The sequence below is a fragment of the Streptomyces sp. NPDC058663 genome (genome assembly GCF_042716745.1).
Lineage (GTDB): Bacteria > Actinomycetota > Actinomycetes > Streptomycetales > Streptomycetaceae > Streptomyces.
Genome location: NZ_JBHXRV010000028.1, coordinates 1 through 23,750 on the forward strand (window position 1 = coordinate 1; position 23,750 = coordinate 23,750).

General features: G+C 72.2%; 18 protein-coding genes. 9 read left to right on the forward strand and 9 right to left on the reverse strand.

The window, feature by feature from the left end; genetic code table 11:
- Window positions 1-163 precede the first annotated feature (163 nt).
- The gene (locus tag ACFWVV_RS21035) at window positions 164-784 is read right to left on the reverse strand and encodes a hypothetical protein (protein ID WP_384353664.1); all 621 of its coding nucleotides are present in this window, start codon (window positions 782-784) and stop codon (window positions 164-166) included.
- A gap of 283 nt (window positions 785-1,067) precedes the next feature.
- On the opposite strand from ACFWVV_RS21035, the gene ACFWVV_RS21040 reads away from it, so the two are divergent.
- Entirely contained in the window at window positions 1,068-2,651 is a 1,584-nt protein-coding gene (locus ACFWVV_RS21040) for an FAD-dependent monooxygenase (protein WP_384353662.1), read from the forward strand.
- Window positions 2,652-2,729: 78 nt separating this feature from the next.
- On the opposite strand, the gene ACFWVV_RS21045 is transcribed toward ACFWVV_RS21040, so the two are convergent.
- Window positions 2,730-3,491 carry a hypothetical protein gene (locus ACFWVV_RS21045; RefSeq protein WP_384353660.1) on the reverse strand — a complete coding sequence of 254 codons (762 nt, stop codon included), beginning with the start codon at window positions 3,489-3,491 and terminating at the stop codon, window positions 2,730-2,732.
- 920 nt (window positions 3,492-4,411) lie between these two features.
- Between ACFWVV_RS21045 and ACFWVV_RS21050 the strand changes: the two genes are divergently transcribed.
- From ACFWVV_RS21050 to ACFWVV_RS21060, 3 genes are all read left to right on the forward strand, one after another.
- Window positions 4,412-5,410, forward strand: coding sequence for an SCO0930 family lipoprotein (locus tag ACFWVV_RS21050; protein ID WP_384353658.1), 999 nt, complete (start codon window positions 4,412-4,414; stop codon window positions 5,408-5,410).
- A gap of 347 nt (window positions 5,411-5,757) precedes the next feature.
- The gene (locus ACFWVV_RS21055) at window positions 5,758-6,570 is read left to right on the forward strand and encodes an SAM-dependent methyltransferase (RefSeq protein WP_384353656.1); all 813 of its coding nucleotides are present in this window, start codon (window positions 5,758-5,760) and stop codon (window positions 6,568-6,570) included.
- 230 nt (window positions 6,571-6,800) lie between these two features.
- Window positions 6,801-8,987, forward strand: a complete 2,187-nt coding sequence (locus tag ACFWVV_RS21060) for a putative bifunctional diguanylate cyclase/phosphodiesterase (protein WP_384353682.1) — start codon at window positions 6,801-6,803, stop codon at window positions 8,985-8,987.
- A gap of 163 nt (window positions 8,988-9,150) precedes the next feature.
- Here the strand turns inward: ACFWVV_RS21060 and ACFWVV_RS21065 are convergent, their stop codons facing one another.
- Window positions 9,151-10,044, reverse strand: a complete 894-nt coding sequence (locus ACFWVV_RS21065; protein ID WP_384353654.1) for a LysR family transcriptional regulator — start codon at window positions 10,042-10,044, stop codon at window positions 9,151-9,153.
- Window positions 10,045-10,141: 97 nt separating this feature from the next.
- Here ACFWVV_RS21065 and ACFWVV_RS21070 point away from each other — a divergent pair, with 97 nt between their 5' ends.
- From ACFWVV_RS21070 to ACFWVV_RS21080, 3 genes are read left to right on the forward strand one after another with little or no spacing between them, the layout of a single operon-like run.
- On the forward strand, window positions 10,142-10,870 hold the full coding sequence (locus ACFWVV_RS21070; RefSeq protein WP_384353652.1) for a succinate dehydrogenase: 729 nt from the start codon (window positions 10,142-10,144) through the stop codon (window positions 10,868-10,870).
- Between the two features lie 3 nt (window positions 10,871-10,873).
- The gene (locus ACFWVV_RS21075) at window positions 10,874-12,826 is read left to right on the forward strand and encodes a fumarate reductase/succinate dehydrogenase flavoprotein subunit (protein ID WP_384353650.1); all 1,953 of its coding nucleotides are present in this window, start codon (window positions 10,874-10,876) and stop codon (window positions 12,824-12,826) included.
- A complete protein-coding gene (locus ACFWVV_RS21080; RefSeq protein ID WP_384353648.1) occupies window positions 12,823-13,569 on the forward strand; it encodes a succinate dehydrogenase/fumarate reductase iron-sulfur subunit in 747 nt (248 codons plus the stop codon). The genes ACFWVV_RS21075 and ACFWVV_RS21080 overlap by 4 nt, the downstream gene beginning before the upstream one ends.
- A gap of 17 nt (window positions 13,570-13,586) precedes the next feature.
- On the opposite strand, the gene ACFWVV_RS21085 is transcribed toward ACFWVV_RS21080, so the two are convergent.
- Together ACFWVV_RS21085 and ACFWVV_RS21090 are read right to left on the reverse strand one after the other, a co-directional pair.
- Window positions 13,587-16,013, reverse strand: a complete 2,427-nt coding sequence (locus tag ACFWVV_RS21085) for an ATP-binding cassette domain-containing protein (protein WP_384353646.1) — start codon at window positions 16,011-16,013, stop codon at window positions 13,587-13,589.
- Between the two features lie 90 nt (window positions 16,014-16,103).
- A complete protein-coding gene (locus ACFWVV_RS21090; protein WP_384353644.1) occupies window positions 16,104-17,189 on the reverse strand; it encodes an LLM class flavin-dependent oxidoreductase in 1,086 nt (361 codons plus the stop codon).
- Between the two features lie 59 nt (window positions 17,190-17,248).
- On the opposite strand from ACFWVV_RS21090, the gene ACFWVV_RS21095 reads away from it, so the two are divergent.
- Complete coding sequence (locus ACFWVV_RS21095; RefSeq protein ID WP_384353642.1) at window positions 17,249-17,752, forward strand: hypothetical protein; 504 nt, start codon at window positions 17,249-17,251, stop codon at window positions 17,750-17,752.
- Between the two features lie 83 nt (window positions 17,753-17,835).
- Window positions 17,836-19,119, forward strand: coding sequence for an extracellular solute-binding protein (locus tag ACFWVV_RS21100; RefSeq protein ID WP_384353640.1), 1,284 nt, complete (start codon window positions 17,836-17,838; stop codon window positions 19,117-19,119).
- A gap of 156 nt (window positions 19,120-19,275) precedes the next feature.
- Here ACFWVV_RS21100 and egtD read toward each other — a convergent pair whose 3' ends face one another.
- From egtD to egtA, 4 genes are read right to left on the reverse strand one after another with little or no spacing between them, the layout of a single operon-like run.
- Window positions 19,276-20,238 (reverse strand): L-histidine N(alpha)-methyltransferase, encoded by a 963-nt coding sequence (gene egtD / locus ACFWVV_RS21105; RefSeq protein WP_384353638.1) that lies wholly within the window; start codon window positions 20,236-20,238, stop codon window positions 19,276-19,278.
- Window positions 20,235-20,990, reverse strand: coding sequence for an ergothioneine biosynthesis protein EgtC (gene egtC / locus ACFWVV_RS21110; protein ID WP_384353636.1), 756 nt, complete (start codon window positions 20,988-20,990; stop codon window positions 20,235-20,237). The genes egtD and egtC overlap by 4 nt, the downstream gene beginning before the upstream one ends.
- Entirely contained in the window at window positions 20,990-22,333 is a 1,344-nt protein-coding gene (egtB, locus tag ACFWVV_RS21115; protein ID WP_384353633.1) for an ergothioneine biosynthesis protein EgtB, read from the reverse strand. The genes egtC and egtB overlap by 1 nt, the downstream gene beginning before the upstream one ends.
- Window positions 22,330-23,667 carry an ergothioneine biosynthesis glutamate--cysteine ligase EgtA gene (gene egtA / locus ACFWVV_RS21120; protein ID WP_384353630.1) on the reverse strand — a complete coding sequence of 446 codons (1,338 nt, stop codon included), beginning with the start codon at window positions 23,665-23,667 and terminating at the stop codon, window positions 22,330-22,332. Before egtA ends, egtB begins: the two co-directional genes overlap by 4 nt.
- Window positions 23,668-23,750: the final 83 nt, after the last annotated feature.

Consider the following 23,750-nt stretch of genomic DNA (forward strand, 5'->3'; position numbering starts at 1 on the left):
GCTGGACCGCGGGGGGATTGGCTTGTGGCGCTTTAGGGCATATATTTTGGGGGGGTGTGACTGCGGGTGGGCCGGTGTCCCTGTACAGGGACTCGGGCCCACCGGCATGCTGTCGGCGCCGCGCATGCTGTCTGCGCCACGCTTCTCGGTCCTCTGCGGCTCGTCAGTGCTGGTGGCGGTCCGCCGCGCGGCGGCGCACCGCGTAGAAGGTGCCGGCGACCGCCACCGCCACCAGTGCCGCACCGCCCGCGACCTCGGCGTTGCTCATGCCGCCGATGCTGCCGCCGAGCCCGCCCCGCACCCCGCGGGGCGGTGACGCGGAGACGGTGGGCGAGGGGGAGGTGACGGCGGCCGCGGAGGCAGTCCGGGACGGCAGCGAGGTCGAGCTGGTCGTGGGGAGACCGCCGCCGCGGCCCACGATCGTCAGCCGGGCCGTCCCGCTGGTGCCGTTGCACACGAAGGACACGTCGTACGTGGCGCCGGGGTCGGCGCGCCGACTGACCGTGGCCTGCACGGTCTGCCCCGGCTGGACGACGACGGTGCCGAGGACCGAGGACGTCACGGTCGCGGCGCCGGGGCAGCCGCCGGCGCTGAGGGTGACCTGCCCGCCGGCCGCGATGCTGCTGGGCGTCACGCCGAACGCATACGCCGCCGCGCCCACCGGGCCCGCCCGGTCGGCGCCGCCGTCGTCGGCCGCCGCGGGGGCCGACGCACCGAGAGCGCCGAGGGTGACGACGCCGAATGCTGCCGCCGCAGCGGTGGGCACGAGCCGTATCGCACGCATGATGCTCCTTGGGTTCCCCGAGGAGCACAGCTGCGGAACCGGTTTCCGCACATGTCAGGAAATGCGCCTCGATAACCGAGACGCTAGGAGCCGCCGGTGAGCCCCGCGATCACAGTCGCGCGAATGGGGGACCGATGTCCCCCGGTTGGTCCCGGCCACCCCCGGCGAACGGCCATGCCAAGAAAACGTTACTGGGTTGTATATCTGCCTTGGTTTTGATTTCCTTCGGTCATTGCCTGCCGCATCGGAGGCGGACCAGGCGCGGGACCGAGGAGTGAACGTGATGGGTGAGCCCGAAGCAGCAGGCGCGAGCAGTGTGCTCGTCGTGGGGTCGGGTCCGACCGGCCTGACCCTGGCGTGCGACCTGGCCAGGCGGGGTGTGGCGGTGCGGATCGTCGACAGGTCCCCGCGATTTCCCCGCAGTTCCCGGGCCAAGGGTCCCAATCCGCGCAGCCTGGAGGTGCTGGAGGACCTGGGAGTGCTGGCCGAGGTCCTCGCCGCGGGCAGTGCGCCGCTCGTCATGCGCAAGTACCGGGACGGGGTGGCCCTCGCCGACACCGACCCCCATGCGGGGCAGCGGCCGACCCCCGCCGCCCCCTACGACCGGGGCTGGCTGATCGCGCAGTGGAAGCTGGAGGAGATACTGCGGGAACGGCTGGCAGGGTACGGGGTCCAGGTCGAGCTGGGCACCGAGATCACCTCCTGCGGGCCCGGCTCCGGCGACCCCGCGCGGAACGACGCCCGGATCACCGCGCACACCGCGCACGGCGACACCCTGCACGCCGACTACCTGGTGGGCTGCGACGGCGGCCGCAGCACGATCCGGGGGCTCATGGGAGCCACCTTCGAGGGCACCACCCACGCCGAGCAGGTCATGGTCAACGGCGACGTCGAGCTGACGGGCGCGGACGCCCTGCCCAGGGACCGCTGGCACCAGTGGTTCGACGGGGACGGGGCCGTGATGCTCTGCCCGATCCCGGGAACGGAGCGGGGATGGTGGTTCCAGGCCGGACCGGAACGCGCGAGCGACGGCACGCCCGTGCCGCCGTCCCGCGCGCATTTCCAGCGCCTCCTCGACCGCCACGCCCGGCTGCCCGGTGCCCGTCTGAAGGACGCCGCCCTCCTGTCCACGTACCGGGTCAGCGTGCGCATGGCGGACCGCTACCGCAAGGGCCGGGTCCTGCTGGCGGGCGACGCCGCGCACGTGCACCCGATCGCGGGCGGCCTCGGTATGAACACCGGCATCCAGGACGCCTACAACCTGGGCTGGAAGCTGGCCGCCGTCCTCAGCGGACAAGCGGGCGCCGCCCTCCTCGACACGTACGAGGAGGAGCGGTTGCCGGTCGCCGCCTGGACCCTGAAAACCTCCTCCGAGCGGCTCGATGCCGTCCTGGAGGCGATCCGCGAACCCGGCGGCGGCCTCGACGCCGGCCTCACCGACGAGACCACGGGCCTGGGCGTCGGATACCGCTGGAGCTCGCTCTCCCGGCGGACCGGGCGGGACGACGCCCTGCTCGAAGCAGGCGACCGGGCCCCGGACGCTCCGTGCCACCACCCCAGGACCGGTGCGCGCGTCCGCCTCTTCGACGCCTACGCGGGCCCGCACTTCACCCTCCTGGGCTTCGGCGCGACGACCGCCCCCGCCCTCGCGGCCGTCGCCGCCGAAGCCGGCACCGCCGTACGCACCCGCGCCCTGGACGCGGGCCCCGGCGGCGACCTCACCGACACCGAGGGCCACGCCAGAACCGCGTACGGCATCAAGGGCGACGCCCTGGTCCTGGTCCGCCCCGACAACCACGTGGCTCTGATCACGGACGCCGGGGACAGTGCGGGGGTGCTCGACTACCTGGGTGGACTGGGGCGTTGAGGCGCGGGGTGGAACGACGCTGCCCGTCCCCCGGGGCCCCGGGGAGCGGGCAGCGTGGCGACTGGCGGGAAAGGGAGGTCAGTCGGCGTTCGGGAGCAGATTGCTGAACGGGTCCGGAGTGGCCGAGATGCCGTGGCCGAAGGGGGCGTCCAGGTCCCAGATGAGGAAGAGCAGGAAGGCGATCATCACGCTGAACAGTCCGGCCAGCAGCAGCTCGCGCGGGGTACGGCGGATCTGCAGGATGAAGATCAGGCCGATGGTGATGAGGCCACCGGTGATGAGGCCGAACCAGACGATGGTCGGCATCGTGGCCTCGGTGTTCTCCGCCCGGGTGCTGCGCGCGTCGTCGGCAGCGGCGACCTGGTCGACCAGTGGCTGATAGGCCTGGCCCTCCAAATCGGTCTTCGGCGCGTAGAGCGTGACGTCGTGGCGCACGCGGTCCAGGAGCTCGGTGCCGCGGTCGGAGACCGAGCCGTGGTCGGCCATGTACTGCCACTCGGTGTCGACCACGAAGCGGGCGTAGGCCTCGATGTCGGAGCGGATACGGGCGCGCACCTCGGCGGGGTAGACCTCCGCGCGGGCGCTGACCTCGTGCAGGGCCTGGGCCTCCTGGCGTACGGACTCCTGGGCGGCACCCCGGCCCTCCCAGACTCCGGCGATGGCGAGACCGAGGACGATGGCGTAGATCACGCCAATCATCATCGTCATGTATTCGAGGACGTCAGGGGTTTCGTTCGGGTCGTCGTCCTCGGCGAGCCGCCGGTGGTTGATGACCACGATGGTGAGGACGATCGCGCAGGCAGCGGCCATCGCGATGGTCAGAACAAGCCATTCCGACAAGGGAACCTCCGTCGGGGGAACCGCATCAGCGGGAGGAACGGGGACGCAGTACCGCGACGGCGAAGACCGCGGGCGCTGTGATCAGGAGAGTGAGGGTGAGCATCGAGGTGCGGCCCTTGGGGGGCTTACGGGCCGGCTTGCGGTAGCTGGGCAGAGCGATCGCCTTGGGGGGAGGAGGGCCGGGGTGCGCGCTCGGAGCGGGCCCCGGAGACGAAGGGCGTGCGGGCAGAGGCGCCGCGGGGGGTGCGGATGCCGGGGCTGGTGGGGCGGGTGGCACTTGGGGGGCCGGTGGGGCCGGTACGGGAGCGGGGGCGGGCGGGACCGGCTCCGCCGGCGGGCCGGGCGGGGCCGGTGGTGCCGGTGGTGCCGGTTTGGGGGGTGGCGGCTCCGGCCGGGGGCCCGGTTCCGGGGGCTTCGGGTCCGGAGGCGGACCGGGAGCCGGTGGCGGAGGAGGTGCGGGTGGAGGCGGTGGCGGCGGGGCGGGGGTCGGCCGGCAGGGGCCGTCGTCCCCCGCGACTGCGATCGCCACCGTTCCTCCCCCCTGACCGGGGGAGGCGTACGCGCAGCTGTCGGCCGAGGCGGGCACCGACCCGGCCAGCAGCCAGCACAGGGCGGCGGAGGACAGCAGCCGTACGAGGAGCGGACCGGTGGTCCGGCGAGATCCGTGCACGAGGGGCTTCATGAGTCTGATCAACGAGCGGCACGCCGCAGAAGTATGGGGTTCATCCGCGAGTGTGAACTCTTTGGATTTGCGTTCGGGATGGGAACTGATGTGCAGGACCGGTGGAGTGCGGGCCCGGGGAATCTTTTCCGGGAGGCGTTGAACGCGGCGGCGCCTTCCGCCCGTACCTAAGGCCGTGCACGACGCATTCCCGCGCCGCGCACAGCCCTTCGGGCACCTTCGCGACACGGGAGTGGACATGAACAGCTGGCGGAACGCCTCGCTCGCGGTGACGGCGGCGGCAGTGCTCGCCCTGACGACGGCGTGCGGGCAGGACGGCGGTTCCGGCTCCCGGTCCGTCGGCAACGCCGCGCCCGCCCAGCAGCCGGCGGACGGCGGGTACGGCAGCGGCGAAGGGTACGGGGACGGTGCCGCGTCCGCGCCCCAGCAGGCGGGCCGGCTCGCCGTACGGGACACCGCGAAGCTGGGCAAGGTCGTCACCGACAGCGCGGGCAGGACCCTCTACCGGTTCGACAAGGACACCGCGAAGCCGCCCCGGGCGAATTGCGAGGGCGACTGCGCGAAGACGTGGCCGGTGGTGCCTGCCGACGGTTTCACCGCCGCACCCGGCATGGAGCCGTCCGCCGTCGGATCGGTCACCCGCGGCGACGGCAGCAAGCAGCTCACCCTCGGCGGCTGGCCGATGTACCGGTTCGCAGGGGACGCCAAGGCGGGTGACCTCAACGGGCAGGGCGTGGGCGGTACTTGGTACGCCGCCGCCCCGGACGGGAAGAAGGCCGCCCCCGGCGCCGCACCGCCAGACAGCCCCGGAGCGGGCGCGGCGGACGTACCCCCCGGCTCCCCCGGAGCGGGCGCGCCGGACGCACCGGCCGACCTGCCCGGCATGTCCGTGCGCAAGGACTCCGAACTCGGCGAGATCGTCGTCGACGCCCGGGGACGTACCGTCTACCGCTTCAGGAAGGACTCCGCCTGGCCCATGAAGTCCGCCTGCACCGGGGAGTGCCTGAAGAAGTGGCCGGTCGTCGCCCCCGTACCCGCGAACGACGCCGAAGGCATCCTCAAGAAGGGGTTCGTCGTCTTCGACCGGCCCGACGGGGTCGCGCAGCAGACGATCGACTGCTGGCCGCTCTACACCTTCGCGGGGGACGAAAAGGCAGGTGACACCAACGGGCAGGGCGTGGGCGGTACTTGGTACGCCGTCTCCCCGCAGGGGAAGCTGGTGGGCGCACCCAAGTAGCCCGGAGCCGCTCCCGCACGGCCGCCGTACCCCGACCCCCGCCCGCGAGTCCCGGCCGGTGTCCCCGCAGCCCGGCTCCGGGCCCGTCGGCACCGGCGGCTCTCGGCCACCCCGAGTAGGAACCCGGGGGCACTTGCTCATAAAGTTCGGCCCGTCGTCCCCGCCCCCGCGGGAATGGCGGGCCGGAGGCATGCGGGTGCACTTGCCACCGGGGTGTGACGGAGAACGGACGGGCAATTTCCGTTTTCCCTCGCCCCACTGGCGGCGGATCAGTAGCCTCGGCTCGAACACCGGGCATGGTCATGAGCCGTGCCCGCAGTCGTCGCGGCGAGTTGTGGGAGACATTGATGGAGCGTCCCGCCTGGGCACCACTGGGCATCGACATCTCGATGCCCAGCGTTTCCCGCATCTACGACTATTACCTGGGCGGTTCGCACAACTTCGAAGTGGACCGGGACGCGGCGCGCAAGGCCATGGAGTTCATGCCGGGGCTCCCCAAGATCATGCAGGCGAACCGGGCGGTGATGCGCCGCGCGGTGCGCCACGCGCTCTGCGAGGGCGTCACCCAGTTCCTCGACATCGGCTCGGGCATCCCCACCTTCGGCAACGTCCACGAGGTCGCGCAGGCCGCCGACCCCGGGGCGCGGGTGGTGTACGTGGACCACGACCCGGTGGCCGTCGCCCACAGCAGGGCCGTGCTGGAGGGCAACGACCTCACCGCCGTCGTCGCCGCCGACCTGCGCAAGCCGCAGGACATCGTCGACAGCCCCGAGGTCGGCCAACTCCTCGACCTGCAAAGGCCGGTGGCACTGCTGCTGGTCGCCGTGCTGCACTTCATCGAGGACGCCGACGACCCGTACGCCGCCGTGGCCGCACTACGCGACCGCCTGGCGCCGGGCAGCATGCTGATCGTCACCCACGCCTCCTACGAGGGGGTGCCGGTCACCGCCGAGCTCACCGGTGGCGTCGTCGACGTCTACGAGCAGATCAAGAACCCGCTGATCATGCGTTCGCGCGCCGAGGTCGCCCGGTTCTTCGAAGGGTTCGAGATGGTCGCACCGGGTCTGGTGCCGATGGCCGAATGGCGGCCGGAGAATCCGCTCGCCCAGGAGGACCCGTATGCCTTCTCGGGCTTCGCAGGGGTGGGGCGCAAGGCGTGAGCGCGCAGGCGCAGGCACCGGACGGGGAGCGGGACGGCGGCCGGAGCGGCCGCCGCGACGGGGCCGCAGCCGGAGGTTCCGGCACCCTCCCCCTCCAGAGCACAGGGCGGGCCAAGCCCCCCAAGACAGGCAGCAGCCGCACCGCGGGTGCCGTCGGCGACCCCGGGCCCGGCACGCCCGCCCCCGCCGCCGACCCGGCCCGGGAGCCGGAAAACGCGGACCTGGGTGGCGTGCCCCGGCAGGGCGCCGGCCCCTCGCGCGAGGCCGCAGATCCTCCCGACGCCCCGGACGGCCCCGAGGACAGAACCCGGCGGTTCGCCACGATCTGGAGCCGGGCGATCTTCCCGGCCACCGCCACCTCCCTCACCCGCCCCGAGTTCGAGCAGCTGCTGCTCCCGCTGGCCAGGCGGCTGAGCCGGGCCCTGCACGAACGGCCCTTCGACGCGGCGGCCGCGCACGAAGTGGGCTCCGCACTGATCGACGCGCACTGCACCGACCCGGACGCCCTCGTCCGCACGCTCGGCGTCGTCGAGTCGTACCTGGTGCTGTACTGCACGGACGGCGACGGGCCCCAGGCCGCCGCCGAGGAGTTCCGGGCCCGCTCGGCCCGACTCCAGCACGGCATCGCCGCCGGTTTCGCCCGGCAGCTGCGCGAGCGCACCCTGCGCGAGCAGGAGGCCATCGCCCGCTCCGCCCTCAGCGCCCGCAGCGAGGCCCAGCAGGCCCTGCACGCCACCGAGGAACGCTTCCGCGCGGTCTTCGAAGGGGCGGCCGTCGGCATCGGCATCGCCGCACTCGACGGCACCATCCTGGAGGTCAACGAGACGCTGACCCGGATGTTCGGCGGCATGGACGACTCGCTGCGCGGCCGCAAGGTCAGCGACTGGGGGCACCCCGAGGACACCGCACACGTCTGGCGGATGTACGAGGAACTGGTGCGCGGCGAGCGCGACCACTACCGCTGCGAGAAGGCCTTCTACCGCGGCGACGGCACCGTCCTGTGGACCAACCTGACGGTGTCGCTGCTGCGCGACGCCGAGGGCCGGCCGCAGTACCAGCTGGCCCTCATGGAGGACACCACCGAGCGCCGCCTGCTCAACCTGCGCCTGCGGTACGAGGCCACCCACGACGCGCTCACCGGGCTGCCCAACCGGACGCTCTTCTTCGAACGGCTGGAGAAGGCGCTGTCCGTGGGTGGCGACTCCCGCTTCGGCCTCTGCTACCTCGACCTCGACGGCTTCAAGGCGGTCAACGACAGCCTGGGCCACTCCGCCGGCGACCGCCTCCTGGTGGAGGTCGCCGACCGGCTCCAGTCCTGTGCCACCGCACCCGGCGAGATGGTCGCCCGGCTCGGCGGCGACGAGTTCGTGGCCCTGACCACCGGACCCGACACCCGCCGCGAGGTCGACGACCTGGCCGCCCGGATACTGAACGCGCTGGCCACTCCGATACACCTGGAGGGCCGCGAGATCACCGTGCGCGGCTCCATCGGCATCGTCGAGGGCCCGGCCGCCGAGCGCGGCCCCGCCGACGTGCTGCGCAGCGCCGACATCACCATGTACCGGGCCAAGTCGGCGGGCGGCAACCGCTTCGAGTTCGCCGACGCGGAGGCCGACGAGCGGGCCATCACCCGGCACGGACTCACCCACGCGCTGCCGGCCGCCCTGGAGCGCGGCGAGTTCTTCATCGAGTACCAGCCGCTGGTCCACCTCGGCGACGGCAGTGTGCACGGGGCCGAGGCGCTGGTGCGCTGGAGCCACCCCCAGCACGGCGTCCTCGGGCCAGACCGGTTCATTCCGCTCGCCGAGCACACCGGGCTGATCGTGCCGCTCGGCCGCTGGGTGCTCCAGGAGTCCGTCACCCAGGCCAGGTTCTGGCAGCAGAAGCACGCCGACGGCGGCCCGCTGCGCATCAACGTCAACCTCTCGCCCACCCAGCTCCACCACCCCGGCCTGGTCGCCGACACGGTCGAGGTGCTGGAGCGGGCCGGCCTGTCACCGGGCGCACTGTGCCTGGAAGTCACCGAGTCCGCCCTGATAGGTGCGGACGAGGACCTCCTCAAACCGCTGCGCCAGCTCGCCGAGATGGGCATCGACATCGCCCTCGACGACTTCGGCACAGGCTATTCCAACCTGGCCAATCTGCGCCGCCTGCCGGTGAGCGTCCTGAAGCTGGACCGTTCGTTCACCCAGAGCATGCAGCGGCTGCCCGCCGACCCCGTCGACGTGAAGATCGTCGAGGGAATCGTCTCGCTCGCGCACAGTCTGGAACTCGCGGTGACGGTCGAGGGCGTCGAAACGGGCGCGCAGGCCGACCAGTTGCGGGAACTGGGCTGCGACACCGCCCAGGGCTGGTACTACGCCAGGCCCGGCGCACCGGACCGCATCCACGCCCTGGCCCTGACCGACGCGGTCTGAGCCCCCGCCACACGGCACCGAGGTCCGCCACACGTCACCGAGGCCCGCCACACGGCACCGAGGTCCGGCGTACGGGAGCGGTGGCCGGCGAGGAGAGGGTGCAGGAGGAGGGGACGGGCGCAGGAGAAGGGGACGCGTCAACGGGCTTCAGGGGGAGCGGAGTTCACCCCGGCGGCCGGGCGCGTGCCTCCAGCAGTACCCGTTGCAGCTCCCGGGCGGCCCTCGGCGGCGCCACGTCGCTCCGGTGCGCCAGCGCGATCGTGCGGCGCAGGCCGGGACCGGCCAGCGGGGAGACCCGCAGGCCGGTCCCCGTGCGTTCCGCCACCATGCGCGGCACCACCGCCACCCCCAGCCCCACCCGTACGAAACCCAGCACGGCGTCCATCTCGCCGCCCTCCACCGTGAACACCGGCTCGAAGCCCTCGGCGCGGCAGGCGGCCACGGTCAGTTCGCGCAGGTCGTAGCCGTGCCGGAACATCACCATCGGGGTGTCGCGGAGGCCGGCGATACGGGCCGGGCTGCGGGGTGCGCGGGCGTCGGGCGAGGAAACCACCACCAGGTCCTCGTGCAGCAGCTCGACCGTGGTGAGAGCGGGCGAGGGGGTGGGCAGTGGCAGGACCACCAGGGCCAGGTCCAGGGCGCCGCGCGCCAGCAGCCGTACGAGATCGTGCGAGCCGCCCTCCTCGATGAGCAGCTGGATGCCGGGGTGCGCGTCGTGGAAGGCGCGCAGGACGTCCGGGAGCAGTCCCGTGCACAGGCTCGGCGTCGCACCGAGCCGGACGCGGCCCCGGCGCAGCTGGGCCAGCTCCTGCACCTCGCGTCGGGCGGTGTCGGTATCGGCGAGGATGCGGCGGGCGAGCGGCAGCAGGGCCTCGCCGGCGTCGGTGAGGGCGATGTTGCTCCGCGCCCTGGTGAAGAGATCGGCGCCCAGCTCCCGCTCCAGCGAGCGGATCTGCTGGGAGAGCGAAGGCTGGGCCACGTGCAGCTGCTCGGCGGCGCGGGTGAAGTGCCGTGACTCGGCGACGGCCACGAAATAGCGGAGCTGCTGGAACTGCATGATCCCAGCATACGCAGATGCGATAGGCGCACCCTATGGACGTGAGCCGCACCATGTCTTGGACCTCTGGGGCCCTTCGGCCCTAGCGTCTTGACCCATGGCTCTGGCAACACGGCAGGACACCTCCCGAAAACCGCGCGCAGGACGCACCCGGCGGCCCCGGCACGCCTTCTGGGGCTCGACCGTCGGCAAGAAGACGGTCATGGCCGTCAGCGGGCTGGTCATGCTGGGCTATCTCGTCGCCCACATGATCGGCAACCTGAAAATCTTCTTCGGCACGGACGAGTTCAACGGTTACGCGCACTGGCTGCGCACCATGGGCGACCCCGTCCTGCACTACGAGTGGGCGCTGTGGCTGGTCCGCGTCGCTCTGCTCGCCGCCGTGGTCGGGCACGGCGTGTCCGCGTACCAGCTGAGCCGCCGCGACATCAGGGCCAGGCCCGTGAAGTACGTCCACCGGCGCAAGCGGGCGAGCTACGCGACCCGCACCATGCGCTGGGGCGGCATCATCCTGCTGCTCTTCATCGTGTGGCACCTGCTCGATCTGACCACCCTCACGGTCAACGAGAACGCGCAGGCCGGAAAGCCGTACGAGAACGTCGTCGCGACCTTCTCCACCTGGTACGGCAACACGATCTACCTCATCGCCATGCTCGCCGTCGGCCTGCACGTCAGGCACGGCTTCTGGGGCGCCGCCCAGACGCTCGGCGTGGGCAGTGCAACCCGCGAGCGCTTCCTGAAGGCGCTGGCCAACCTCCTCGCCCTGGTGCTGACCGTGGGCTTCGTCTCCGTACCGGTCGCGGTCATGACCGGCTGGGTGGGCTGACACATGAACTCCTCGTACGCCGTATACCGCACGGGCGCACCGATCGCCGACACCAAGGCTCCCGCCGGGCCCGTGGCCGCACGCTGGGACACCCGGCGCTTCCAGGCGAAACTCGTCAACCCGGCAAACCGCCGCAAGCACACCGTCATCGTCGTCGGGACGGGCCTCGCGGGCGGCGCGGCCGGCGCGACGCTCGCCGAACAGGGTTACCACGTCGTCCAGTTCTGCTTCCAGGACTCCCCGCGCCGCGCCCACTCCATCGCCGCCCAGGGCGGCATCAACGCCGCGAAGAACTACCGCAACGACGGCGACTCCGTCCACCGCCTCTTCTACGACACGGTCAAGGGCGGCGACTTCCGGGCCCGCGAGTCCAATGTGCACCGGCTCGCGCAGATCTCGGTGGAGATCATCGACCAGTGCGTGGCACAGGGCGTCCCCTTCGCCCGCGAGTACGGCGGCCTGCTCGACACGCGCTCCTTCGGGGGTGTCCAGGTGTCGCGGACGTTCTACGCCCGCGGCCAGACGGGCCAGCAGCTGCTCCTGGGCGCCTACCAGGCGTTGTCCCGGCAGATCGCCGCGGGGAACGTCGAGATGCACCCGCGCACGGAGATGCTCGACCTGATCGTGGTGGACGGAAAGGCGCGCGGCATCGTGGCCCGCGACCTGATCACGGGTGAGATATCCAGCCACTTCGCGGACGCCGTCGTCCTGGCCACGGGCGGCTACGGCAACGTCTTCTACCTCTCGACGAACGCCATGAACTCCAACGCCACCGCCATCTGGCGGGCGCACCGGCGCGGCGCCTACTTCGCCAACCCCTGCTTCACCCAGATCCACCCCACCTGCATCCCGCGCACCGGCGACCACCAGTCCAAGCTGACCCTGATGAGCGAGTCGCTGCGCAACGACGGCCGCATCTGGGTACCGAAGGCGAAGGGCGACACCCGGCCCGCCCGCGAGATCCCCGAGGCCGAGCGCGACTACTACCTGGAGCGGATCTACCCCTCCTTCGGCAACCTCGTCCCCCGCGACATCGCCTCCCGCGCCGCCAAGAACGTCTGCGACGAGGGCCGGGGGGTCGGGCCCGGCGGGCAGGGGGTCTACCTCGACTTCGCCGACGCCATCGCCCGGATGGGCCGGGCCGCCGTCGAGCAGAAGTACGGCAACCTCTTCGACATGTACGCGCGGATCACCGCCGAGGACCCGTACGAGACACCCATGCGGATCTATCCGGCCGTGCACTACACGATGGGCGGACTGTGGGTCGACTACGACCTCCAGACCACCGTCCCCGGCCTCTTCGCCATCGGCGAGGCCAACTTCTCCGACCACGGGGCGAACCGGCTCGGTGCCTCCGCGCTCATGCAGGGCCTGGCCGACGGGTACTTCGTCCTCCCCGCCACCATCAACGACTACCTCGCCCGGCACGCCCGCCAGGACCCGGTCGACGACTCCCACCCGGCGGCTGCCGAGGCCGTACGGGAGACGCAGCAGCGCATCGAGCGGCTGCTGGCCGTCGACGGCGACCGCACGCCCGACTCCTTCCACCGCGAACTGGGCGAACTGATGTGGGAGTTCTGCGGCATGGCACGCACGGCGGAGGGGCTGCGCAAGGCACTCGACCGGATCCCGGAGATCCGCGATGAGTTCTGGCGGCGGATCAAGGTCCCGGGCACCGGTGAGGAGTTCAACCAGTCGCTGGAGAAGGCCAACCGCATCGTCGACTACCTGGAGCTCGCCGAGCTGATGTGCCTCGACGCCCTGCACCGCGAGGAATCCTGCGGCGGCCACTTCCGCGAGGAGTCCCAGACCCCGGACGGCGAGGCCGCTCGCGACGACGAACGCTTCTCGTACGCCGCCGCCTGGGAGTTCGTGCCGGAAGGCGCTGCTCCCGTCCTGCACAAGGAAGACCTCCTCTTCGAGTACGTCCACCCCACCCAGCGGAGCTACGCATGAGGCTCACCCTGCGCGTCTGGCGCCAGAAGAACCCGAACACCCCGGGTGAGATGACCAGTTACGACGTCGACGACATCTCCGCCGACATGTCCTTCCTGGAGATGCTCGACACCCTCAACGAAGAACTGATCCTGCGCGGTGAGGACCCCGTCGCCTTCGACCACGACTGCCGCGAGGGCATCTGCGGAGCCTGCTCGCTCGTCATCAACGGCGATGCGCACGGGCCCGAGCGAACCACCACCTGTCAGCTCCACATGCGGTCCTTCGCCGACGGCGACACCATCGACGTCGAACCGTGGCGGGCCTCCGCCTTCCCCGTCGTCAAGGACCTCGTCGTGGACCGGTCGGCCTTCGACCGGATCATCCAGGCCGGCGGCTACGTCAGCGTGCCGACCGGCGCCGCCCCCGAGGCGCACGCCACCCCGGTGCCCAAGGCCGACGCCGACTTCGCCTTCGAGCACGCCGAGTGCATCGGCTGCGGAGCCTGCGTCGCCGCCTGCCCCAACGGCTCGGCGATGCTCTTCACCTCGGCGAAGGTCAACCACCTCAACGTCCTGCCGCAGGGCGCCCCCGAACGCGAGAGCCGGGTCCTGGACATGGTCGCGCAGATGGACGACGAGGGTTTCGGCGGCTGCACGCTCACCGGCGAGTGTGCCACCGCCTGCCCGAAGGGGATTCCGCTGCCGTCCATCGCGGCGATGAACAAGGAGTGGCTGCGGGCCCAGCGCAAGACGCGCGGCTGACCGGGGCGGGGCCGCGGTCAGCCTTCCCGCAGACCGGCCGCGGAGTCCGCCCGCCCTTCCGTTCCCGCTGCCTCTCCCGTCCCCGCTTCCTCGCCCGCCCCCGCGAACTCCCGGGCAAGATAGGGGGCGGTGCGGCTGTCCGTGGAGAGCGCCACCTCGCGCGGCGGCCCGGCCGCCACGATCCGGCCGCCCGCCGCGCCGCCGCCGGGACCGAGGTCCACCACCCAGTCGGCACCGGCCACCACGGCCATGTCGTGCTCCACGACGACCACCGAGTTCCCGGCGTCGACGAGACCGTGCAGCTGCCGCATCAGTACCTCGACATCGGCCGGGTGCAGCCCGGTCGTCGGCTCGTCCAGGACGTACAGGGTGTGCCCGCGCCGGGTTGTCGCACGTTGCAGCTCGGAGGCCAGCTTGATGCGCTGGGCCTCGCCGCCGGACAGTTCGGTGGCCGGCTGGCCGAGCCGCAGATAGCCCAGGCCCACGTCGAGCAGGGCACGCAGGCTGCGGGCCGCGGCGGGGGAGCCGGCGAAGAAGTCCGCCGCCGCCTCCACCGTCAGGTCCAGCACCTCGGCGATGTTCAGGCCCCGGTGTGTGACCTGGAGGGTCTCGGGGTGGTAGCGGGCACCGTGGCAGTCCGGGCAGGGCGTGTACGTGCTGGGCAGGAAGAGCAGCTCCACCGAGACGAATCCCTCGCCCTGGCAGGTCTCGCAACGTCCGCCCTTCACGTTGAAGGAGAACCGGCCGGCCCTGTACCCGCGTGCCTTGGCCTCGTCCTCCTCCGTGAACAGCTTCCGGACGACGTCGAAGAGGCCGGTGTACGTCGCCAGGTTGGAGCGCGGCGTACGGCCGATCGGTTTCTGATCAACCGTCACCATGCGCTTTACGCCCGGGAGTTCGTCGGTCAGTTCGCCCGCAAGGGTGGACTTGCCGGATCCGGAGACACCGGTCACGGCCGTGAGGACGCCCAGCGGGAACTCCGCCTGGAGGCCGCGGAGGTTGTGCCGGGTCACCGGGCCCAGCTTCAGCCACCCGGACGGCGCGCGGACGTCCCGTACCGGCGGCGGCTGCCGGTCGAAGAGGAAGCGGCGCGTCGCCGAGCCGGCCACCTCGGCGAGAGCGGCGGGCGGCCCGCTGTGCAGTACCAGGCCGCCGTGCTCGCCGGCCGCGGGGCCGACGTCCACGAGCCAGTCGGCGCGGCGCACGACATCGAGGTGGTGCTCCACGACGAAGACGGAGTTGCCCGCCGCCTTCAGCCGGTCGAGTACGACGAGGAGGGCCTCCGCGTCCGCCGGGTGCAGTCCGGCTGACGGCTCGTCCAGGACGTACACCACGCCGAAGAGCCCCGACCGCAGCTGGGTCGCAAGGCGCAGGCGTTGGAGCTCTCCGTTGGAGAGGGTCGGGGTGGTGCGGTCCAGGCCGAGGTAGCCGAGACCGAGCTCGGTGACGACGGCGATGCGGGCGCGCAGGTCGTCGGTGAGCACACGGGCGGTCCCGTTCTGCCCCGTGCCGTCCGCCAGGACCTGGGCCAGCTCCGTCAGGGGGAGAGCCGCCAGCTCCGCGATCGTACGGCCCGCGAAGGTGACCGCCAGGGCTTCCGGGCGCAGCCTGCTGCCCCCGCACGCGGGACACGGCGAACTGCTCAGGAACCGTTCGGCCTTCGTGCGAAGCGACTGGCTCCTGGTATCGGCGAAGGTGTGCAGAACGTAGCGTCGGGCGCTCATGTACGTGCCCTGGTAGGGGCGTTGGATGCGGCCGGCGTCGCGCACGGGGTGCACGGTGACCACCGGCTGTTCGTCCGTGAACAGGATCCAGTCCCGGTCCCGCCGCGGCAGCTCGCGCCACGGCCGGTCCACGTCGTACCCGAGGGCGTCCAGCACGTCGCGCAGGTTCTTCCCCTGCCAGGCGCCCGGCCACGCGGCGATGGCACCGTCCCTGATCGACAGCGAAGGGTCGGGCACCAGCAGCTCCTCGCTGGTGCCGTGGACGTGGCCGAGACCGTGGCACTCGGGGCAGGCCCCGGCCGCGGTGTTGGAGGAGAAGGCGTCCGAGTCGAGGCGCCCGGCGCCCGCCGGATAGGTGCCCGCGCGCGCGAAGAGCATCCGCAGCGAGTTCGACAGCGTGGTGACCGTACCGACGGAGGACCGGGAGGACGGCGCCGACCTGCGCTGTTCGAGGGAGACCGCGGGCGGCAGGCCGGTGATCTCACCGACGCGCGGGGCGCCGGCCTGGTGGATCAGTCTGCGGGCGTAGGGGGCCACCGACTCGAAGTAGCGGCGCTGCGCCTCGGCGTAGAGGGTGCCGAAGGCGAGCGAGGACTTGCCGGAGCCGGAGACACCCGTGAACACCACGAGGGCGTCGCGGGGGATGTCCACGTCGACGTCACGGAGATTGTGCTCGCGGGCACCACGGACGCGGACGTACGGGTCGTGGGGGCTGTGCATGGGAACTCCGTACGGCGCGGAAGCAGGGGCGGACACAAGAACAGCAGCGAGGGCCGCAGCAGGGCGGGCGAAGGGACAAACAGTTCGATACTAGGCGCTGGTCCCTTCCTGTCCCCTGTCCTCCTTGCGCTGCCGGGGCTCCACGCGGTCCCCGGCCCCCCGCTGCCCCACCAGGGACGCCAGCTGCCGGTACGAGTCGAGCAGGCCCTCCCGGTCGTGGGAACTGGTGGTGAGAAGCACCTCGTCGGCGCCACTCGCCGCGATCACCGACTCCAGAGCCGCCCGGACCTGCTCCGGCGTCCCGTGGAGGTGCCCCTGGAGCCCGCTCTCGTAGAAGCCCCGTTCCCTGTCCGTCATGCCGCCCGAGGCGCTGTCCGCCGCCGCCAGGCGTTCCACGTGGTCGGCGGGCAGCAGCGGCGGGAACGTGCCGTGCGTGCGCGAGTACGCCAGTGACCAGGCCTCGGGGACCAGCAGGCGGCGGGCCTGCTCCTCGGTGTCCGCGACGGCCACCGTCCCGGCGATCACCACGTACGGCTCGGCGGCCCACGCGGACGGACGGAACGCCGCCCGGTAGCGGTCCACGGCCGCCAGCAGCTTCTCCCGGCCCCGCAGGTCCCCGACCACCACCGGCAGCCCCGCCTCGGCGGCGATCGTGGCACCCTCCCCGGTGGCCAGCACGAACGGCGGCACACGCAGACCCTCCGCCGGGTACGCGTGCACGGGCCCGCCGCCGGTGAACCAGCCGAGCAGCTCGTCGAGCTGCTCGGCGAACCGGTCCGCGTCGTCCTTGTCCCGCCCCAGGGCCTTGCGCACCCCGCCCGTGAACCCCACCGACCGGCCGAGCCCCATCTCGATCCGGCCCGGGAACAGGGACTCCAGCACCCCGAACTGTTCGGCCACCACCAGGGGCTGGTGGTTGGGCAGCATCACCCCGCCCGTACCCACCCGGATGGCCGACGTCGCTGCGGCGACCGCCGCCGCCAGTACCGTCGGCGCGGACCCGGCCACCCCCGGCACGCTGTGGTGCTCGGAGACCCAGAAACGGAAGTAGCCCAGCGCTTCTAGGCGGCGGGCCAGGTCCACCGAGTCGCGCAGCGCCTGAGGGCCGTCCTGCCCCTCACGGGTGCGGGAGCGGTCGAGTACCGAGAACCGGGTGCGTTCGATCAATGTGCTCACACAGGGTGCAACGTTTACCCGGCGGCAGGATTCCCGGCCCGCTGCCTACGCTGGTGTCCATGACCGACCACCGCGGCGCGGACCCGCTCAGACCTCTGGCCGTCTTCGACCTCGACGGCACCCTCGCCGACAGCTCCCACCGGCAGCGCTTCCTGGAGCGCAGGCCCCGCGACTGGAACGCCTTCTTCGCCGCGGCCCCCCAGGACCCGCCGCTCGCCGAAGGGGTGGCCCTGGCCTTGAGCAGCGCCGAGGAGTGCGAGGTCGTCTACCTCACCGGCCGGCCGGAAAGGTGCCGCCGGGACACCGTGGACTGGCTCGCCCGGCAGTCACTGCCCGAGGGACGGCTCTGGATGCGTGGCGACAACGACCGGCGGCCGGCCAGGCTGACCAAGCTGGAAATCCTGCGGCAGCTGGCCCGCGACCGCGAGGTACACGTTCTGGTCGACGACGACGCCCAGGTGTGCGAGGCCGCCGAGCGTGCCGGTTTCACCGTCGTACGGGCCCGCTGGGCCGCCGCCTCGCAGGCGCTGGCAGACGCCCAGGAACGGGACGGGCGCACCTGACACCGCCCTTACCGGCGGTTCGCGGTCAATACATTCCGAACAACCCTTGACCCACCGAATGGTTCATGCCAATTTCTTGATCCGTGAACCTCGTACAGAAACGCTCCATAGCTGTTTCCACCGCCCTTGTCGCCTGTGGAGCCCTTCTCGCCGGCTGCGGACTAATCCCCAGCTCCTCCGAGGAGAAGATCAAGACCGTCACGATCTGGCTGATGAAGGACAGTGCCTCGCGCGAGTTCCTCAAGAGGTTCACGGAGGAGTTCGAGAGGGAGAACGCGAACACCCGGCTGGACATCCAGATCCAGTCGTGGGCCGGCATCGGCCCCAAGGTCAACAAGGCACTGGACAGCAGCAACCCGCCCGACGTCATCGAGGTCGGCAACACCCATGTCGCCCAGTACGCCGAGCGCGGCGGCCTGGAGAACCTCACCCTGGAAGCCGTCCGCGACTTCGGGGGCGAGGACTGGCTGCCCGGCCTCGCCCACCCGGGGGCCGTCGACAACGCCCAGTTCGGCATCCCCTGGTACGCCGCCAGCCGGGTCGTCATCTACCGCAAGGACCTCTTCGAGAAGGCGGGCATCAAACAGCTGCCACGCGACCGCACGGAGTGGGTCAAGGCCACCAGGAAGCTCAATACAGGGGGAAACCAGGGCATCTACCTGGCCGGGCAGGACTGGTACACGCTCGCCGGATTCATCTGGGACGAGGGCGGCGAGCTCGCCGTCGAGACGGGCGGCAAGTGGCACGGCCAGCTGCACACCCCGGCCGCCCTGGACGGCATGCGGTTCTACAAGAAGCTGCAGGCGCTCGGCGACGGCCCCAAGAACGCCGACGAGGAGAAGCCCCCGCAGGCCGGACAGTTCGCCCAGGGTGACATCGCACAGATCATCGCGACCCCCGGAACCGCCAAGCTCATCGAGGAGAAGAATCCGGCACTGCGCGGGAAGCTGGGTTTCTTCCCGCTGCCCGGCAAGGTGACGGACAAGCCGGGTGCCGTCTTCGTCGGCGGCTCCGACCTCGTGATCCCGCAGAACACCGACCAGCGGCGGGCGGCGGTGGCCGTGGTGAAAGCCCTGGCCGGCGAGAAGTGGCAGACCGACCTCGCCCGCACCATGAACTACGTGCCCAACAAGGGCAGCCTCGCCCCCGCGGTGGCCGGTGAGGAGGGGGTGGCCGCCATGGCCAGGGGCACCCTCGAAGGACGGGCCACGCCTCCGTCGCCGAAGTGGGGCGACGTCGAGGCGGTCAATCCCATCAAGCCGTACATGACGAAGGTACTCAGCGGCGGCGACCTGGAGGCGTCGGCGAAGGGGGCCTCCACCGCCATCTCCACCATCCTCCAGCGCGTCGGCTCGTCGCAGGAGTAGCGGGCCCGTCCCCCCGGCCCCGGAGCGCGGACGCCGTCCGCTTCCGCCCGTGCGGCAGGAGCGGCGTGCGGGGACTGAGCCCGTCCGGCCGCGCCCCCGGCGCCGGGCCGGGCTGCGCGGCCGGTGCCGAGCGGGGGCGCCCGGCCGGGGCCGCCGTTACGCCGGAGTGGACAGCGACAGCGCGAAGCGGCCCGCCTCGTCCGTCCACCAGTGGGTCAACTCCATCGCGGCGCCGGCGAGTTCCGCCCGTACGCCCTCCTCGCGGAACTTCGCGGACACCTCGGTGCGCAGCTCCTCGCCCTCCTCGAAGGCGACCTCCAGATTCAGCTCCCGCACCTTGACGACCAGCGCGGAACGTGCCCGCAGGCGCATCTCGATCCATTCGTGCTCGTGGTTCCAGCGGGCCACATGGGCGAAGTCGTCCGGATCGAACTCCGCGCCCAGCTCGCGGTTGAGGACGGCGAGCACGTTCTTGTTGAAGGCGGCGGTCACCCCGGCGGAGTCGTCGTACGCGGCGACCAGGGTGTCCTCGTCCTTCACCAGGTCCGTGCCGAGCAGCAGCGCGTCGCCGGGCAGCAGCAGCGCGCGCACCGTCTTCAGGAACACCGCACGCTCGTCCGGCAGCAGATTGCCCAGGGTTCCGCCCAGGAACGCCACCAGCCGGGGCCCCGGGGTGCCGGGCAGGGTGAGACCCCGGGTGAAGTCGGCGATCAGCGCGTGCACCGAGAGCCCCGGACGCTCCTCGAGCAGCGACCGGGAGGCGAGGGTCAGCGCGCTCTCGCTCACGTCCACCGGCAGATAGCTGTGCAGCCCGGGGAGGGCGTCGAGCAGGATCCGGGTCTTCTCCGAGGACCCGGAACCCAGCTCGACCAGGGTGCGGGCACCGGTGGCGGCCGCGATCTCTCCGGCCCGGGCGAGCAGGATCTCCCGCTCCGCGCGCGTCGGGTAGTACTCGGGCAGCCGGGTGATCTCCTCGAACAGCTCGCTGCCGCGCGCGTCGTAGAACCACTTGGGCGGCAGCGACTTGGGATCGCGGCCGAGCCCCTGGAGGACGTCGGTGCGCAGATCGGCGCCGGTCGCGTCCACGGGCAGGGTGCGGGTGACGATGAACGGGCTCACGCGGTGGGCTCCTTCAAGGGGGTCAGCAGGACATCGGTGCGGGTGGCGGAGAGCAGGGTGCGGTCCGGGACCTCGGCCCAGTGCGGGTCGTCGTCGTACGGCTCGGAGGCGACGACGATGCCCCGGTCCGGCACGGTCAGGTACCAGAGGGTGTCGCCCCAGGCGGTCGCGGTGAGGCTCTCGCCGTCGGTGAGCAGGAGGTTCAGCCGGGACCCGGGCGCCGCCGAAGCCACCTCCAGCACGGTCTCGGACAGGGCCTGGCCGCACTCGTCTCCGGCCCGCAGCCGGTGCAGTACGAGTGCCCAGACGAGCGCCGAGTCGCAGCGCGCCTCCAGGGCGAGGAGCTCGGCGGTGGGCAGGCCGGCCGCGGCCGCCGAGAGGGTGCCCGGCCAGCCGCGCACCGCCCCGTTGTGGCTGAACAGCCAGGGTCCCGAGCCGAAGGGGGCCGCTGCCGCCTCGCCGTCCGCACCCGCCTCGGTGGCGTCCCGTACGGCGGCCAGCAGGGCGCGGGTGCGGACCACGCGGGCGAGGTCCGCGAAGTTCGCGTCGGCCCACATCGGTCCGCTGCGCCGGTACCGCGCGGGCACCGGATCCGCCCCCGCGTACCAGCCCGCTCCGAAGCCGTCCGCGTTGACCGTCCCGTACCGCTGGAGCCGGGGCGCCCAGGCCTGCCGGTACAGCCCGTGCGCGGGCGAGACCAGCACGTCGCCGAGCGACAACTCGGTTCCCACGTACGCCAGGTGACGGCACATCAGACATCACCGCCGACCGCGTCCCTGGCGGTCCTGAACCCGGCGAAGATCTGCCGCCGCACCGGCAGGTCCCAGTTGCGGAAGGTGCCCCGGCAGGCCACCGCGTCCACGGCGAAGGAGCCGCCGCGCAGCACCTTGTGCGCGGCACCGAAGAAGACTTCCGAGTACTCGCGGTAGGGGAACGGCGCGAACCCCGGGTAGGGCAGGAAGTCGCTCGACGTCCACTCCCACACGTCCCCGATCAACTGACGTACCCCCAGCGGCGACTCACCCGCCGGATAGGCCCCGACCGGGGCCGGGCGCAGATGCCGCTGCCCGAGGTTGGCGAGATCCGGCGAAGGGTCCGCGTCGCCCCACGGGTAGCGCCGGGAGCGGCCCGACGCAGGGTCGAACCGGGCCGCTTTCTCCCACTCCGCCTCGGAGGGCAGCCGCCGCCCCGCCCACCGGGCGTACGCGTCGGCCTCGTACCAGCTCACGTGCAGCACCGGCTCGGCGAGGGGGACCGGCTCCAGCACGCCGAAATGCCGGCGCAGCCACGTGCCCCCCTCGCGCCGCCAGAACAGCGGTGCGGCCAGCTCGTGCCCGCGGACCATGTCCCAGCCCGCCGGATCCCACCAGCGCGGCTCCCGGTAGCCCCCTTCCTCGACGAAGCGCAGATACGCCTCGTTGCTCACCGGAGTCGTATCGATCAGGAACGGCGGTACGAACACGGCGTGTGCGGGCCGCTCGTTGTCCAGCGACCAGGGCTCGACGGACGTCCCCTGGGTGAAAGGACCGCCGGGCACCAGGACTTCGGCCGGCAGGCGGGCCGCCGAGGCCGGAGCGGACGGGGGAGGGGGAGCGGTCAGAGCGGCGGGCCCCTTGCGCAGCTGATGGGTGATCAGCATCGTCTCGTCGTGCTGCTGCTCGTGCTGGGCGATCATCCCGAACGCGAACCCGGCGTCCACCAGGGGGCCGCCTCGCAGGGGGTTGCGCTCCAGCACGTCCAGCACCCTGCCGCGCACCTCCGCGGCGTACGCACGGGCCTGGTCAGGGGCGAGCAGTGGCAGGGAGGGCCGCGCCGCGCGCGGATGCTCGAAGGCGTCGTACACCGAGTCGATCTCGGGGCGCATCGGCTCCCGCCCGGCGACGTTCCGCAGGAGCCACTGCTCCTCCTGGTTGCCGATGTGCGCCAGGTCCCACACCAGCGGGGACATCAACGGCGAGTGCTGCGCCGTCAGTTCGCCTTCGTCGACGCACGAGGTGAGCAGCGAGGTGCGCTCCCGCGCACGGGACAGCGCCGCGACGGCACGGCTGCGAAGCCCCTCGGCATCCACGTCCAGGGGCTGGGCGGTCTCAGTCATACGAGCGGGTCCTCTCCGGGGCGCGGGGCGAATCCGGGGGCGGGCAGGGGCGGCAGCGGCGGAGCGGCCGCGGCGTGCGCGTCCAGCAGGTCGTCGGCGGGGCTGCGGCCCGGGATCACGTACCGCTCGGTGAACGAGGCGACCGCGTCCCGCACCGCGCGGTCCGCACCCATCCGGGGCAGCGCATCGAGGGCCGCCGCGAAGCAGGTCACGGCTGCGGCATGCAGCTCCGGTTCGGCCAGCCCGTCGCGGGCCGCGGCCTCCCAGAGCGGATTGCGCGGCGGCGGATCCGAACCGGCCAGCTCAGCCAGGGGTTTGACGGTGCGCCAGGCAAGTTCTGTGGCGGCCGGGTCGTCGAACAGGGCGGCGGTCACCGCCACCGGCACGAGCCAGCCGTCCGGGCCCGGCTGCGCGTCGATCATCCGCAGCTCCAGATGGCCCTGGGGGCGTACCGGCGGGAACAGGGTGGTCAGGTGGTACTCCAGATCGCTGCGGACCGGCCGCCGGCCCACCCGCTCCGGGGTGCGCAGCCACTCCCGGAAGGTCAGCCCCTCGGGTGCCTGTCGCAGGTCACCGCCCTGGTCGCGCAGGCACAGCACGGTGGCGTCCAGGGCGAACCGGGCCCAGGCCGCCCGCGGCTCGACGCCGGTGGCCGGGGCCAGCGAGCGGGCCGCCTCGATGCCCGCCCAGAGCGCCTGCCGGTGCGAACGCCACCCGGTGGCGGCGCCCCGGGCCAGCGGTGAGTGCGCGAACACGGCGACCAGTACCGCGCCGAGCAGATGGGCCAGGGCCCAGCGCCGGCCGAGTCCGAGCGGCCCCGGTTCCTCGTGCCCCGCGTCCAGGCACACCTGGACCGAGGCGGACGTGCACATCATGGCCATTCCGGCGGGTCCTGACCGCCCGAGATGGCCCTCCATGGCCTCGTACCTGGGTTCGCGCAGGAAGCGCCGGGGCGGGTGCCAGGGGTCCTGGCCGTATCCGGCGAGTTCCAGGTCCTGGGGGCGAAGTGCCTCGCGGAGCGCGCGCAGGTCGGCGGACACGGTGCGCAGGCAGTCGGTGAGCGAGGGGGCGGGCAGCGAGCTGAGCTCCAGCTGACCGCCGGGTTCGACGGTGACCGCCGACCGCAGGGGCAGCGCCCTGGCCGTGGCGTGGGCCGCGGCGAGACGGTCGGGGGAGACGGGCAGGTCCGGCTGATCGAGGTCGTGGACGAGCCATTCGAGCTCGACCCCGAGCGACCTGGGAGGGCCTGTCTTGAAGCAGATACACCGTAGGAGGTCCTCCGCCTCCGTCTCGGAAATCGGCGGTCCACCCTCTCCTGACGAGTACTTGGGCATGGCTGCTCCTCCTGTCGGAGACCGCGGCTGGCGGCCGCCCCGGCCGGTCGGCCCGGGGCACAGCTGACCACCTAAGCGACTGT